This is a genomic window from Serinicoccus sp. CNJ-927, from assembly GCF_001942435.1.
GTDB lineage: Bacteria > Actinomycetota > Actinomycetes > Actinomycetales > Dermatophilaceae > Ornithinicoccus > Ornithinicoccus marinus.
In genome coordinates this window covers 139172-151981 of record NZ_MKKF01000050.1, presented here as the reverse complement: position 1 = coordinate 151981, position 12810 = coordinate 139172, and the positions used below count along the sequence as shown (strand labels likewise).

Sequence of the window (12810 nt, the reverse complement as noted above, 5' to 3'; positions counted from 1 at the left end):
ATGCGTCTCCAGGCCTGGCACATCGTGGTCCTCATCGTGGCCTTCGTCCTGCTCTTCGGGTGGAAGAACCTGCCCAACATGGCCCGGTCCATGGGGGAGTCGATGCGCGTCTTCAAGTCGGAGGTCGACCAGATGAAGGACGAGGGCGAGGCCCGGAAGGACGCCAAGGACTCCGAGCGGCCCGCCCTCGACGAGCGCAGCAAGAGCGGCGACACCGACACCGCCCGCGCCGAGTACGACGCCATGAAGCGTCGCGAGGGCGGCGAGGGCGCCGGCACCGGCGCCTGAGCGTCCTGCTCGCCTCCCGTCACACTCGTCGTGGCCCGTACCGACCGCCCGAGCCGGCGCCGCCGGGACCCCCAGGGTCGGATGGCGCTGGCCGAGCACTTCCGGGAGCTGCGCAACCGGCTGACGATCAGCGTCCTGGCGATCGGTGTGCTCTCGGTGGTGGGGTGGTACTGGTACGACGAGATCATCGCCGTGGTCACCGCACCCATCGAGGCGGTCGCCGCTGAGCGTGGGGACGAGGCGGTGAGCCTGCGCTTCCAGAACATCACCGAGCCTTTCGCCATGCAGCTGCGGGTGGCCGTCTTCAGCGGCATCCTGCTGGCGAGCCCGATCTGGCTGTGGCAGATCTGGGCCTTCCTGCTGCCCGGTCTCACCCGCCCGGAGAAGCGGATCGCGCTGTCCTACTTCTTCATCTCGATCCCGCTGTTCTTCGCCGGCGCGGCGCTGGCCGCCTTCACCTTCCCGCGGCTGGTCGCGATCTTGCTCGGCTTCACCCCGGACGGCATCGCGAACCTGCCCGGCGCCAGCGAGTTCCTGACCCTGTGGCTCTACTTCATGCTCGCCTTCGGCCTGGCGTTCCTGCTGCCGGTCGTGCTGGTGGCCGCCAACCAGATCGGGGTCCTGTCCGCCCGGATGATGCTGCGCAGCTGGCGGGTCGTCCTCTTCGGCATCCTCGTCTTCTCGGCCTTCATGACCCCGGACCCCAGCGCGTGGACCATGCTGGCCATGGCCTCCCCGGTCTTCGCCCTCTACTGGTGCGCGGTCGGCGTCGCCTTCCTCATGGAGCGCCGCCGGGCGAAGAAGAACCCGGACCGCTATGCCGGACTCTCGCCCGACGAGGCAACCCCCCTGTCATGAGGTATGCGCTCGCCCACGGCCGACGCTCGGGCCGGCGGGGCGGGGCGGTCCTGGGCGAGCAGGCCGTGCGGCGGCTCCGTGCCGAGGGCCACGACGTGGTGGAGGTCGTCGGCGACTCGCTGGAGCAGGTGCGGGCGGCCTGTGCGGCGCTCGTGGCGGACGGCGTCGACGTCCTGGCGGTCGCCGGCGGGGACGGCCTGGTGAGCCTGGGCGCCGACGTCTGCGCCGGCGCGGGCACGACGCTGGGCGTCCTGCCCGCCGGCACCGGCAACGACAACGCCCGCAGCCTGCGTCTCCCGCGCGAGCCCGACGCCGCGATCGACGTGCTCCTGACCGGCACCCCACGCACCGTGGACACCCTGCACCTCAGCGACCTGGACCGACGTGTGCTCGGCTCGGTCTGCTGCGCGCTGGACGCCCGGATCAACGCCCGCGCCAACGAGTGGCCACGCTGGCTCGGCGCCAGCAGCTATACGCTTTCCGCGCTCGTCGAGATCGCCCTGCTGCGCCGCCAGCCGCCGCTGCACTACCGGCTCGAGGTCGACGGCCGGACCCGCGACCTCCACGCCCTCATCGTGGTCGCGGCGACGATGCCCTACCTCGGCGGCGGGCTCCCGCTCGCCCCCGACGCCGACCCGGCCGACGGCCTGCTGGACCTGGTCGTCGTGAGCCCCGTCTCGCCGCCCGAGGCGGTCGGGCTGCTGCGCGCGATCCGGGCGGGACGGCATACCTCCCACCCGGCGGTGCACCTCACCCGGGCCCGGGAGGTGCTCGTCGAGGGCCCACCGGACATCGTCGCCCACGGGGACGGCGAGCCGCTCGCGGCGCTGCCCCTGGGCGTGCGGGTCGACCCCGCGAGCCTGCGGGTGCTCACCCCCGCCTGACGTAGCCTGGGAGGCATGTCCACCCCCGCGGAGCGATATGCGGCCTCGCGTGCACGCGCGAGGTGGGAGTCCACCCCGGCGGGACGGTTCACCGCCTCCCTCGGCTTCGAGCCCGACCCCTTCCAGCTGGAGGCGATCGAGGCGGTGCAAGGCGGCGCCGGCGTGCTCGTCGCGGCGCCCACGGGGGCGGGCAAGACCGTGGTCGGCGAGTTCGCCGTGGCCCTCGCCCTGGAGACCGGCCGCAAGGCGTTCTACACGACCCCGATCAAGGCGCTGTCCAACCAGAAGTACCACGACCTCGTCGCCCGCCACGGCCCCGACAAGGTCGGCCTCCTCACCGGCGACTCCTCCATCAACGGCGAGGCGCCGGTGGTCGTCATGACGACCGAGGTCCTGCGCAACATGATGTATGCCTCCTCGCCCACCCTGGAGGGACTCGGCTTCGTCGTCATGGACGAGGTGCACTACCTCGCCGACCGCTGGCGCGGTGCGGTCTGGGAGGAGGTCATCATCCACCTGCCGGAGTCGGTGCAGGTGATCTCGCTGTCGGCGACGGTCAGCAACGCCGAGGAGTTCGGCGACTGGCTGCGGCAGGTGCGTGGCCGCGGCGACGCCGGCTCGCTGCGGGTCATCGTCTCCGAGCACCGGCCGGTGCCGCTGTGGCAGCACATGATGGTCGGCCAGCGGATGTACGACCTCTTCGTCACCGACGGCACCCGGGCCGACCCCGGCACCGACGGCACCACCCGGGTGAACCCCGAGCTGCTGCAGGCGATCTCGGCCGCCGAGCGGTCCGCCCGCTCCGAGGGCGGGTGGCGCCGGGAGGACGCCGGCGGGCCCCGCGGCCGACGGGGGGACCGGCGCGCCAAGGGAGGCCGGAGAGAGGCTCGGGACGACCGGCGGGGCGGTCGTGGCAGCGCTCAGGGCCGGGGCCCGCGCCCGGCCGAGCGCGGCCGCCGCGACGACGGCGCGCAGAGCATGCGCTACAGCCGCGGTGACGCCGGCTTCGCGCGCGGGTCGCTGCCCGGCGGGGTCGCCAGCCGGGCCCAGGTCATCGACCGGCTCGACCGCGAGGCGCTGCTGCCGGCGATCACCTTCATCTTCAGCCGGGCCGGCTGCGACGCCGCGGTCCAGCAGCTCCTGGGGCGCGGCACCCGGCTCATCCCCGAGGAGCAGGGGCAGACGATCCGCACGCTCGTGGCCGAGCGGGTGGCGGAGGTCGACCCCGCCGACCTCGGGGTGCTGGGCTACCACGACTTCGTCGAGGGGCTCTCGCGCGGCTACGCCGCCCACCACGCGGGCATGCTGCCGCTGTTCCGGGAGATCGTCGAGGAGCTCTTCACCGCCGGGCAGGTCCGGTCCGTCTTCGCCACCGAGACCCTGGCGCTCGGGATCAACATGCCCGCCCGCACCGTCGTGCTGGAGAAGCTGGTGAAGTTCAACGGCGAAGAGCACGCACCGGTCACCCCGGCGGAGTACACCCAGCTCACCGGGCGCGCCGGGCGTCGCGGCATCGACGTCGAGGGGCACGCCGTGGTCCTGTGGCGCCGCGGCGTGGACCCGATGGACGTCGCCGGCCTCGCCTCGACCCGCACCTACCCGCTGCGCAGCTCCTTCCGGCCCAGCTCCAACATGGCGGTCAACCTCGTGGCGCAGTACGGCCGGGAGCGCGCGCACGAGCTGCTGCAGTCCAGCTTCGCGCAGTTCCAGGCCGACCGCTCCGTCGTGGGGCTGACGACCCAGGTGCGGCACAACCTCGAGGCGCTGGAGGGGTATGCCGCGTCCATGGTGTGCGACCGCGGCGACTTCCGGGAGTACGGCCGGCTGCGGCACGAGCTGTCCGAGCTGGAGAAGAAGGCGGCGCGGACCCGGCAGGCGCAGCGGCGCAGCCACATCGGCGAGGCACTGGAGACGCTCGAGCCGGGGCAGGTGGTCCAGCTCGACGGCGGGCGGCACGGCACGATGGCGGTCGTCGTCAAGGGCGCCCGGGGCCGCTCCGCCGGGCCCGAGCCCACCGTGGTCACCTCGCACGGCCGGGTGCAGCGGCTGACCGTCGCGGGTTTCCGCGACGTGCCCGAGGTCATCGGCAGCCTCAAGGTCCCCTCGCACTTCAACGAGCGCAGCCCCAAGGCCCGCAAGGACCTCGCCGCGGCGCTGCGCAGCACGGTGCGCGAGCCGGTCCCCGGACAGCGCGGGCGCGACCGGGACGCCGGCAGACCGGCCGGAGTGGAGGCGCAGGTGGAGGAGCTGCGCGCGCAGCTGGCCGCGCACCCGTGCCACAGCTGCCCCGAGCGGGAGGACCACGCGCGCTGGTCGGCGCGGTGGTGGAAGCTGCGCAAGGAGACCGACGACCTGCAGCGCCGCGTCTCGCACCGCACCGGCACCCTCGCCGCGACCTTCGAGCGGATCTGCGACCTGCTGTCGGCGACCGGCTACCTCAGCGAGGACGGCCTGGAGGTGACGCCCGAGGGACAGCGGCTGCGGCGGATCTACACCGAGCTCGACCTCGTGGTGGCCGAGGCGCTGCGGCGCGGCACCTGGCGGCGCCTGACGCCCGCCGACCTCGCCTCCGTCGTCTCCGCGCTGGTCCACGAGGCGCGCGGCGACGAGCCGGGGGACCCGCCTACGCCCAGCGTCGAGGTCGCCGAGGCACTGGGGGAGATGGCAGCGATCTGGACGCAGGTGCAGTCAGGCAAGCTCGCGCACAACCTCACCGGCGACCGCGAGCTCGACCCCGGCATCACCTGGATGGTGCACCGCTGGGCCTCGGGCCGTGGCCTGGAGGAGGTGCTGCGCTCGGGCGACCTGTCGGCCGGTGACTTCGTGCGCCGCGCGAAGCAGGTCGTCGACCTGCTCGGGCAGATCGCGCAGGCCGCGGACGAGGAGGTCGCCGCCACGGCGCGGCGCGCCTCCTCGGCGATGCTCCGCGGTGTCGTCGCCGCCGACCGGCTCGACTGAGCACGCGAGGACCCAACGGTGCGGGTGAGGATGCTCGCGCAGCGAGCCTGGGCGACCGCGAGCGGAGCGAGCCTGGTCGCCCGGAACAGAGCTGACGCGCGAGCGGAGCGAGCACCGAGCGGTCCCGGTCTGCGTAGTCTTGGCCCATGGCCGAGATCGTCGTCTGCTCCCCGCTCCGCACCCCCGTCGGGGGATTCCTCGGCAGCCTGGCGAGCCTGTCCGCCGCCGACCTCGGGACCCGGCTGCTGCAGGTCCTGCTGGAGCGCACCGGGCTGCAGGACGGCGACGTCGACGACGTGATCCTCGGCAACGCCAACCCCTCGGGCGAGATCCCGGCCATCGGCCGCATCGTCGCGCTCAACGCCGGGCTGGAGTCCGCACCCGGTATGCAGCTGGACCGGCGCTGCGGGTCCGGCCTGCAGGCGGTGCTCACCGCGGCGTCGCAGGTCGCGAGCGGTGGCAGCCGGCTCGTCGTCGCCGGGGGAGCGGAGTCGATGAGCAGCGTCGAGCACTACGCCCTGCTGCGTCAGGGCGTCCGGGCCGGCGTCGAGCTGGCCGACCGGCTCGCCCGGGCGCGCTCGACCGCGGGCGGCGAGCACCACCCCGTCCCGGGAGGCATGATCGAGACGGCGGAGAACCTGCGGCGCGACTACGCCATCTCCCGGGAGGCGCAGGACGAGCTGGCGGTGCGCTCGCACCAGCGGGCGTCCGCCGCCCAGCGGGAGGGCCGGTTCGAGGCCGAGCTGGTCCCGGTCGAGGTGAGCAGCCGCAGGGGCGTCACCGTCGTCGACACCGACGAGCACGTACGACCCGACACCGACCAGGCGACCCTGGCCGGGCTGCGGCCGATCATGGGCCGCCAGGACCCCGAGGCGACCGTCACCGCGGGCAACGCCAGCGGTCAGAACGACGCGGCCGCGCTGTGCGTGGTCACCACCCGGCAGCGGGCCGACGAGCTCGGGCTGGTGCCCATGCTCGCGCTGCGGTCGTGGGCCGTCGTGGGAGTGGCTCCGGAGACGATGGGGATCGGCCCCGTGCCGGCGTCGGCGGCAGCCTGGAGCGCGCCGGGCTCACGCTGGCCGACATGGACCTCGTCGAGCTCAACGAGGCCTTCGCCGCGCAGGCGCTCGCCGTGCTGCACGAGTGGGGTATGCCCGGCAGCGACCAGTGGGAGCGGGTCAACGTCAACGGCTCGGGGATCTCGCTGGGCCACCCGGTGGGGGCCACCGGCGCCCGCATCCTGGCGACGATGGCGCACGAGCTGCACCGCCGGGAGGGCCGCTACGCCCTGGAGACGATGTGCATCGGGGGAGGCCAGGGGCTGGCCGCGGTCTTCGAGCGGGTCAGCTGAGCCGCGCGCCGCTGCCGGTGTCGCCGCGCACCAGCAGGCCGAGCCCACCGGCGCCGACAGCGAGCAGCACGGAGGCGAGGACGTCGCTGGGCCGGTGATAGCCCAGCATGACGACCAGGGCACCCATCCACGCCGTCACGCCGGCCCCGAGCACCGCCGCGAGGGGCAGCCACCGCCGGGGCACGACCAGCAGCAGGGCCAGCCCCAGCGCCGCGGCCGCCCCGGTGTGGCCGCTCGGCAGCGAGTTCGACATCAGCCACGGGTCGGCCAGCTGCGGTCGCGGCAGCCCGGCCTTGAGCACCTGGGTCGCCCCGACGAGCAGCGGCACGCAGACGAGCACGGCGAGGCCCGTGCGCACCCGCCGCGCCAGCGCCACCACACCCACGGCCAGAGCCAGCGCGAGCAGCAGGTAGGGGTCGGGCAGCAGGGCGTCGAGCGCCCGGTGCTGCGCACCGGTCACGGTGACAGCATCCATGACGCCGTTGTCGACGCGCTGGCCCGACGTCGTCCGGACGGCGAGGGCATACATCAGACCGAAGCCGACGGCCGCGCCCACGAGGAGCACCCAGGCAGCCGGGACGCGGTCGTCGACCGGCTGCTCGTGGCCGGACCGGCCTGCGGAGCCTGCGTCGTGGTCATGCCGCCACCGTAGGAGCGCGACCTGTGGGTGGCCTGTGGCGTGGGCGCTAGGGGCTCACCTCGAGCGCGGCCATGAGCCGGCCGACCGGGCTGCCGAGGTCGTAGGTCTCGACGAGCTGCTGCAGGGTGCCCGGGTCGGCGATCTCCCGCGGCAGGGTCAGCGGCACGTCGGGCACCGGGGCGTCCTGAGCGACGAGCACGACCTTCGGGGCGACGTCGAGATAGTCGGCGCCCGCCTCCAGGTTGGTGCGCCGGGCGCCCTTGATCGCCGGATCACCGCTGTCGACCGCCGCGCGCAGGGCGGCGAGCGTGCCGTACTGCTCGATGAGCGCCGCGGCGGTCTTCTCCCCGATGCCCTTCACCCCGGGCAGCCCGTCCGAGGTGTCCCCGCGCAGCATCGACATCTCGGCGTACGCCTGACCCGTGGGGACGGCATACCGGGACATCAGGTCGGCCTGGTGGATCTCCTCGGCGTCCCGGACCCCCTGCTTGGCGGTGTAGACCACCGTCACCCCCGCCTGGTCGTCGACCAGCTGGAACAGGTCGCGGTCGCCGGTGACCACACCGACGGGGATCCGCCCGCGGTGGCGCGCGGTGAGGGTGCCGATGACGTCGTCCGCCTCGTAGCCGTCCGCACCGAGGATCGGGATGCCGACGGCGTCCAGCACCCGCCGGATGATCGGGACCTGGACCTCCAGCTCAGGTGGAGCCTCCTCCTTGTCCTCGCGGCCCTCCGGACCCTCGACCAGACGGTGAGCCTTGTAGGACGGGATCGCCTCGACCCGGAAGGCCGGTCGCCAGTCGTTGTCCCAGCAGCAGACGAGGTGGGTGGGGGAGAAGCGCCCGACCAGCGTGGCGATCATGTCCACGAGCCCGCGGACCGCGTTGGTCGGCGTGCCGTCGGGCGCCTCGCGCAGGTCCTTGACGCCGAAGTAGGCGCGGAAGTAGAGCGAGGCCGTGTCGAGCAGCAGCAGCTGCGGCGGGGCCACGGCACGATCGTCGGCAGGTGCGGTCATGGCGCTCACCCTAGTGGCCCGGGGTAGCGTGAGGTATGCCTCGCCGCCTCGCCCTCGTCCTGCTGGTCGTGGGCCTCGGGGTGTGCGCCTGGCTGCTCTTCGGGCCGCTCTGGGACACCGCGGAGGGGGAGAACCCGCTGACCCGTCCCCCGGGGCCCGACTACGCGGCGGTGCTGCGTCTCGCGCTCCCGACCCTGGCCCTGGGCGCCCTCGTGGGCGCGCTCCTGCTGCTGCGCCCGACGGGCGGTCGGGACGCCACCGACGCCGCGCACGAGGTGGCTGCCGACCATCCGGAGCACCCACAACTAGGCTGACCGGCATGGAGCCGCTGGACCGCCACATCGTCACCGTCCTCGCGCAGGACGGGCGCATCAGCTTCGCCGACCTCGGGCGTCAGGTCGGGCTGTCGACGTCCGCGGTGCACCAGCGGGTCAAGCGGCTCGAGGAGCGGGGGATCATCACCGGTTACCGGGCGGTCGTCGACTACGCCTCGGTCGGGCTGCCGCTGACGGCGCTCATGTCGGTGACGCCCTTCGACCCCTCGGACGACGACGACATCCCGGAGCGGCTGGCGCACATCGAGGAGATCGTCGCCTGCTGGTCGGTCGCCGGCGACGAGAACTACGTGCTGCTCATCCGGGTGCCCCGGCCGCAGGACCTGGAGGAGCTGCTCGGCCGGATCCGGCAGCAGGGCTCCTGCTCGACCAACACCACCATCGTGCTGTCCACCCCGTGGGAGGACCGCCTCGGCAGCCTGCCGGTGCACACCCCCGAGTTGACCTGACCCACCCCACCGGGCGCCGCCTGTGGTTGCCCCGCCGACCCCACCGGGCGTCGCGTGTGGTGGCCTACGACCGTCGCGCGATGCCGGCGATGGTCCCGCGGGTCACGGCGAGGAGGTCGGCGGGTGCCAGCTCCAGGTCCAGACCGCGGCGTCCTCCGCTCACGAGGATCGTGTCGTGCTGCTGCGCGGACTCGTCCAGCACCGTCTCGAGGGACCGCTTCTGCCCGATCGGGCTGATCCCTCCGACCACGTATCCGGTGACCCGCTCCGCGGTGGCCACGTCCGCCATGGCGACCCGCTTGCGCCCGAGCGCGGCTGCCATCGCCTTGAGATCGAGCTGTCCGTCCACCGGGACGATGCCCACCGCGAGCTCGCGCTCACCCTGCACGAGCAACGTCTTGAACACCCTGGCCTGCGCCACCCCGAGGGCCTTCGCCGCCTCGGCCCCGTATGACGCCGCCGCGGGGTCGTGCTCGTAGGCACGGACCGCATACCTGATGCCCGCCCGGTCCAGGGCCACCGTCGCCGGGGTCCCGCCCGAGCTCCTCGTCCGCGCCATCGCCGCAGGCTAGGGCGGGTGCTCAGACGAGCTGGTCGACCGAGGCCTGGCGGGAGGCCGCGGCCGCGGCGACGGCCTTCTCCTGCTGACCGGCCTCGTCGGTCCCGTGCACCTCTGCCGCCTGCTGCCGCCACCAGTCCTGCCCGCTGACGGGCAGGGTGTCGATCGGGTCGTAGTAGACGTACTCCGCGCTCGTGACGTCGACGTCCTCGCCCTCGATCGAGGTGCGGTAGTTCTTGCGCCAGTAGGAGATGCCGCGCTCGGTGTCGTAGGTGTCGACCTGGTGCACCCAGCGCTTGCCCACGAAGGGCACGTCGCACACGATGCGCGGGGTCGCGAAGCCGGGCAGGTAGCCGAGCAACGAGTGCTGCAGGTGCTGGGCGTGGGCGAGCGAGACCCGCCAGTGCTCGCTGAACGGGATCATGTCGCACATGTAGAAGTAGTAGGGCGTGATCATGGCCTCGTCCGCCATCGCGAAGCAGAGGTCGAGCAGCTGCGCGGAGGTGTCGTTGACCCCGCGCATCAGCACCCCCTGGTTGCGGACGTCGCGGATGCCGGCCTCGAGCATCGCCCTGCTCGCCTCGGCGACGAGCGGGGTGACGGACTGCGCGGCGTTGATGTGGGTGTGGATCGCCAGGCCGACCCCGCGCTCGCGGGCCTTCCCGGCGACGCGGGACACGCCCTCGACGGTGTCCGGCGCGAGCCAGTGCTGCGGCATACCCATGAGGGCCTTCGTGGCCAGGCGCACGTCCCGGATGTTCTCGATCTCGAGCAGCTGGTCCAGCCAGGCCTCGAGGTTCTTCCAGGGCATGTTGGCGACGTCGCCGCCGGAGACCACCACGTCGCGCACGCCGGGGGTGGCGCGCAGGTAGTCCAGGATCGCGGTGTGCCGGTCCACCGGCTTGCCCGCGAGCTTGAGCTTGGTGACCGTGGGGGTGGAGTTGCCGACGAGGTCCATCCGGGTGCAGTGCCCGCAGTACTGCGGGCAGGTCGGCAGCATCTCCGCCAGCACCTTGGTGGGGTAGCGGTGGGTGAGCCCCTCGGCGACCCACATGTCGTGCTCGTGCAGGCTGTCGCGCGTGGCGTAGGGGTGGCTCGACCAGTCGGTGCGCCGGTCGGAGAAGACCGGGAGCATGTAGCGGCGCACCGGGTCGGCGAGGAAGGCCTGGGTGAACTCGGTCCCGGCAGCAGGCATCCGCCCGTCGGCCCAGGTGATCTCGCTGACCATGGTGTTGAGCATCTGCGGCGGCAGCAGCATCGACATCGTGGCCCGCTGCGTCTGGTCCTGCTCCAGGTCGGCGTAGAAGTCGTCGGTCAGCAGGTCGCCCATCACGGTGCGCAGCTGGCCGATGTTCTTCACGCAGTTGACCCGCTGCCACTGCACGTCGGCCCACTGCTCGGCGGTGACGTCCTTCCACCCGGGGAAGCGGGTCCAGTCGGGTTCCACCAGCTCGCGGCGTCGGTAGACGTAGGGCTGCTCGATCTGTGCGCTCATACCGAGCATGCTACGGATCATTTCCGGTGGATGCACGTGTGTGCAGGATAGTTTCTTGCGGTATCGCTCTGTGACCGGATGATCTGCGCGTGAGCGCGGCGAGATCCGGCTCACTGGACGCTGCCCACCCTGCCCACCGCGCCCCGTCGGCGTGTCGTTCGCCGACACGCCGAGGCGGCGTGAAAGTCGGCTCCCTGTCCAGCCGTGCGACCCGGTGGCTGACCTGCTCTGTTGCGCATCGTCGCAGGTCAGCGGTGTGTTGACAGAGCACCGGCAGACCTTTACGTTCGTACGCGTCCCTGGGGCGTGATGGCGCCCGACGGGGGAGCCAGGACCCCGAGCACCGAGTAGACAACGGGACCATGCCGGCCGCCAGCCGCGCACGGACCGGCCCCAAAGGTGCCGGGGTCCGGCCATGTCCGGACCCGGCCGTACGCTGGACGCGTGCGCTGGCCTCTCCGACTCCTGCTCGCAGCGCTCGGCGGAGGTGCGCTCTACCTCGCCTTCCCCAGCCACGACATCTGGCCGCTCGCCGTCGTCGGCTGCGCGGCCCTCGCCCTCGCCACCGCGGGCGCCGGCATCCGGGTGGGGCTCGTCGCGGGGCTGCTGCTCGGCCTCGCGTGGTACACCCCGATGTTCGTGTGGGCCAGCACCTACGCCGGTGCCGCGCCCTGGATCGCGATGAGCGTGGCCTCCGCGCTCTATCCCGCCGCCCTGGGCGGGCTCCTGGCGCTGCTCCAGCGTGGTGGTCGCGTGCGCCCGGTCGTCGGGGCGGCCGCCTGGGTGCTCATGGAGTATGCCCGGTCGGTCACCCCCTTCGGCGGCTTCCCGTGGGCGAGGCTGGGCTTCAGCCAGGCCGACAGCCCGATGCTCGGGGTCGCGGCGCTGTTGTCGGTGGCGGGCCTGGGGTTCGTCGTGGCGCTCGTCGGCGGACTCCTGGCGCTCGCGCTGCAGCACCTGGCCCACCGTCCACAGCCACGGCGCGCTCGCGCGCTGGGGCTGGCCCTGCTCGCCACGGGTCTGGTCCTCGCGCCGGCCGCGCTGCCCCGGCCGACCGGCGGCGAGCCGGTGCAGGTCGCCGCTGTCCAGGGGGACCTGCCACCGGACTTCACCCGGACGCTGAGCGCCGAGCGCGGCACGATGCTCGAGCGCTACACGAGCATGACCGAGGGGCTCGCCACCGACGTGGCCGACGGTGCCGCACCGGCACCGGACCTGGTCCTGTGGCCCGAGGGAGCCAGCGACCTGGACCCCTTCGCCCCGGACGGCGGCGCGGAGGCGGTCGCCCGCATGATGCCGGGCGTCGAGGCCCTCGACGCACCGGTCGTCCTGGGCGCGACGAGCTACGGCACCGGTGATGCCCCGCGCAACATGGTCCTCGAGCTGCAACCGGGGCAGGGCGTGGACGACACCTACCAGAAGATCTACCTCGCGCCCTTCGGGGAGCGGATGCCGCTGCGCCCGGTGATGCGGCACCTGTCGGAGTGGGTCGACCGGATCCCCGACTGGGAGCCCGGCACCGAGCCCGGGGTCATGGACGTCGCGCTGCCCGACGGACGTCAGGTGCGCCTGGGTCTGGGGATCTGCTTCGAGGTCGTCGTGGACGCCGCGGTCCGCGACGCCGTCGCCGGGGGAGCCGAGCTGCTCGTGGTGCCCACCAGCAACGCCTGGTTCGGTGAGGGTGACGAGGCTGCTCAGCACATCGCGACCTCCCGGGTCCGGGCGGTCGAGTACGGCCGCTCGGTCGTCCACATCAGCAACGTCGGCATCTCGGGGCTGATCCACCCCGACGGCCGGGTCGAGGAGGAGACGACGCTGTTCAGCCAGGCCCTGCTCGAGGGTGAGCTGCCGCTGCGCTCGACACCGACGCCGGCCCTGACGACCGGCCCCTGGGTGGTCCCGGCAGCGGCACTCGTCGTGGTCCCCGCCCTGCTCGGCCTGGTGGTCCGGCGGCGGCGGTCGGCTGACTAGGCTGCCC

The 12810-nt window shown here is 73.2% G+C and carries 12 protein-coding genes and 1 pseudogene; 9 read left to right on the top strand and 4 right to left on the bottom strand.

All coding sequences use genetic code 11. From position 1 onward, the window contains the following. The 6 genes and pseudogenes from tatA to BJF86_RS19150 all read left to right on the top strand — a co-directional run bounded on the left by tatA (nt 1) and on the right by BJF86_RS19150 (nt 6339). Nucleotides 1-288 carry a Sec-independent protein translocase subunit TatA gene (tatA, locus tag BJF86_RS15070; protein ID WP_075814174.1) on the top strand — a complete coding sequence of 96 codons (288 nt, stop codon included), beginning with the start codon at nt 1-3 and terminating at the stop codon, nt 286-288. A 30-nt stretch (nt 289-318) separates the two neighbouring features. Then, entirely contained in the window at nt 319-1146 is an 828-nt protein-coding gene (gene tatC / locus BJF86_RS15065; protein WP_237768253.1) for a twin-arginine translocase subunit TatC, read from the top strand. Beyond that, nucleotides 1143-2030, top strand: a complete 888-nt coding sequence (locus BJF86_RS15060) for a diacylglycerol/lipid kinase family protein (protein WP_075820094.1) — start codon at nt 1143-1145, stop codon at nt 2028-2030. Before tatC ends, BJF86_RS15060 begins: the two co-directional genes overlap by 4 nt. A 15-nt stretch (nt 2031-2045) precedes the next feature. Then, nucleotides 2046-4988 (top strand): DEAD/DEAH box helicase, encoded by a 2943-nt coding sequence (locus tag BJF86_RS15055; RefSeq protein WP_075820092.1) that lies wholly within the window; start codon nt 2046-2048, stop codon nt 4986-4988. Nucleotides 4989-5134: 146 nt separating this feature from the next. Further along, nucleotides 5135-5983: pseudogene (locus BJF86_RS15050) on the top strand (acetyl-CoA C-acyltransferase); the annotation flags it as partial. 89 nt (nt 5984-6072) lie between these two features. After that, entirely contained in the window at nt 6073-6339 is a 267-nt protein-coding gene (locus BJF86_RS19150; protein ID WP_237768252.1) for a hypothetical protein, read from the top strand. Here BJF86_RS19150 and BJF86_RS15045 read toward each other — a convergent pair. Both BJF86_RS15045 and BJF86_RS15040 read right to left on the bottom strand, forming a co-directional pair. After that, complete coding sequence (locus BJF86_RS15045; protein ID WP_075820090.1) at nt 6332-6904, bottom strand: phosphatase PAP2 family protein; 573 nt, start codon at nt 6902-6904, stop codon at nt 6332-6334. The genes BJF86_RS19150 and BJF86_RS15045 overlap by 8 nt on opposite strands. A 121-nt stretch (nt 6905-7025) precedes the next feature. Then, nucleotides 7026-7994, bottom strand: coding sequence for a 5'-3' exonuclease (locus BJF86_RS15040; RefSeq protein WP_075820088.1), 969 nt, complete (start codon nt 7992-7994; stop codon nt 7026-7028). Nucleotides 7995-8029: 35 nt separating this feature from the next. Here BJF86_RS15040 and BJF86_RS15035 point away from each other — a divergent pair, with 35 nt between their 5' ends. Beyond that, complete coding sequence (locus BJF86_RS15035) at nt 8030-8308, top strand: hypothetical protein (RefSeq protein ID WP_022923953.1); 279 nt, start codon at nt 8030-8032, stop codon at nt 8306-8308. A gap of 5 nt (nt 8309-8313) precedes the next feature. Next, entirely contained in the window at nt 8314-8778 is a 465-nt protein-coding gene (locus BJF86_RS15030; RefSeq protein ID WP_075814186.1) for an Lrp/AsnC family transcriptional regulator, read from the top strand. Between the two features lie 64 nt (nt 8779-8842). Here BJF86_RS15030 and ybaK read toward each other — a convergent pair whose 3' ends face one another. Together ybaK and BJF86_RS15020 are read right to left on the bottom strand one after the other, a co-directional pair. Next, nucleotides 8843-9337 (bottom strand): Cys-tRNA(Pro) deacylase, encoded by a 495-nt coding sequence (gene ybaK, locus BJF86_RS15025; protein WP_075820086.1) that lies wholly within the window; start codon nt 9335-9337, stop codon nt 8843-8845. Between the two features lie 22 nt (nt 9338-9359). Next, entirely contained in the window at nt 9360-10832 is a 1473-nt protein-coding gene (locus BJF86_RS15020; protein ID WP_075820084.1) for a KamA family radical SAM protein, read from the bottom strand. 444 nt (nt 10833-11276) lie between these two features. On the opposite strand from BJF86_RS15020, the gene lnt reads away from it, so the two are divergent. Next, the gene (gene lnt / locus BJF86_RS15015) at nt 11277-12803 is read left to right on the top strand and encodes an apolipoprotein N-acyltransferase (RefSeq protein ID WP_075820082.1); all 1527 of its coding nucleotides are present in this window, start codon (nt 11277-11279) and stop codon (nt 12801-12803) included. The last annotated feature ends 7 nt before the right edge of the window (nt 12804-12810 follow it).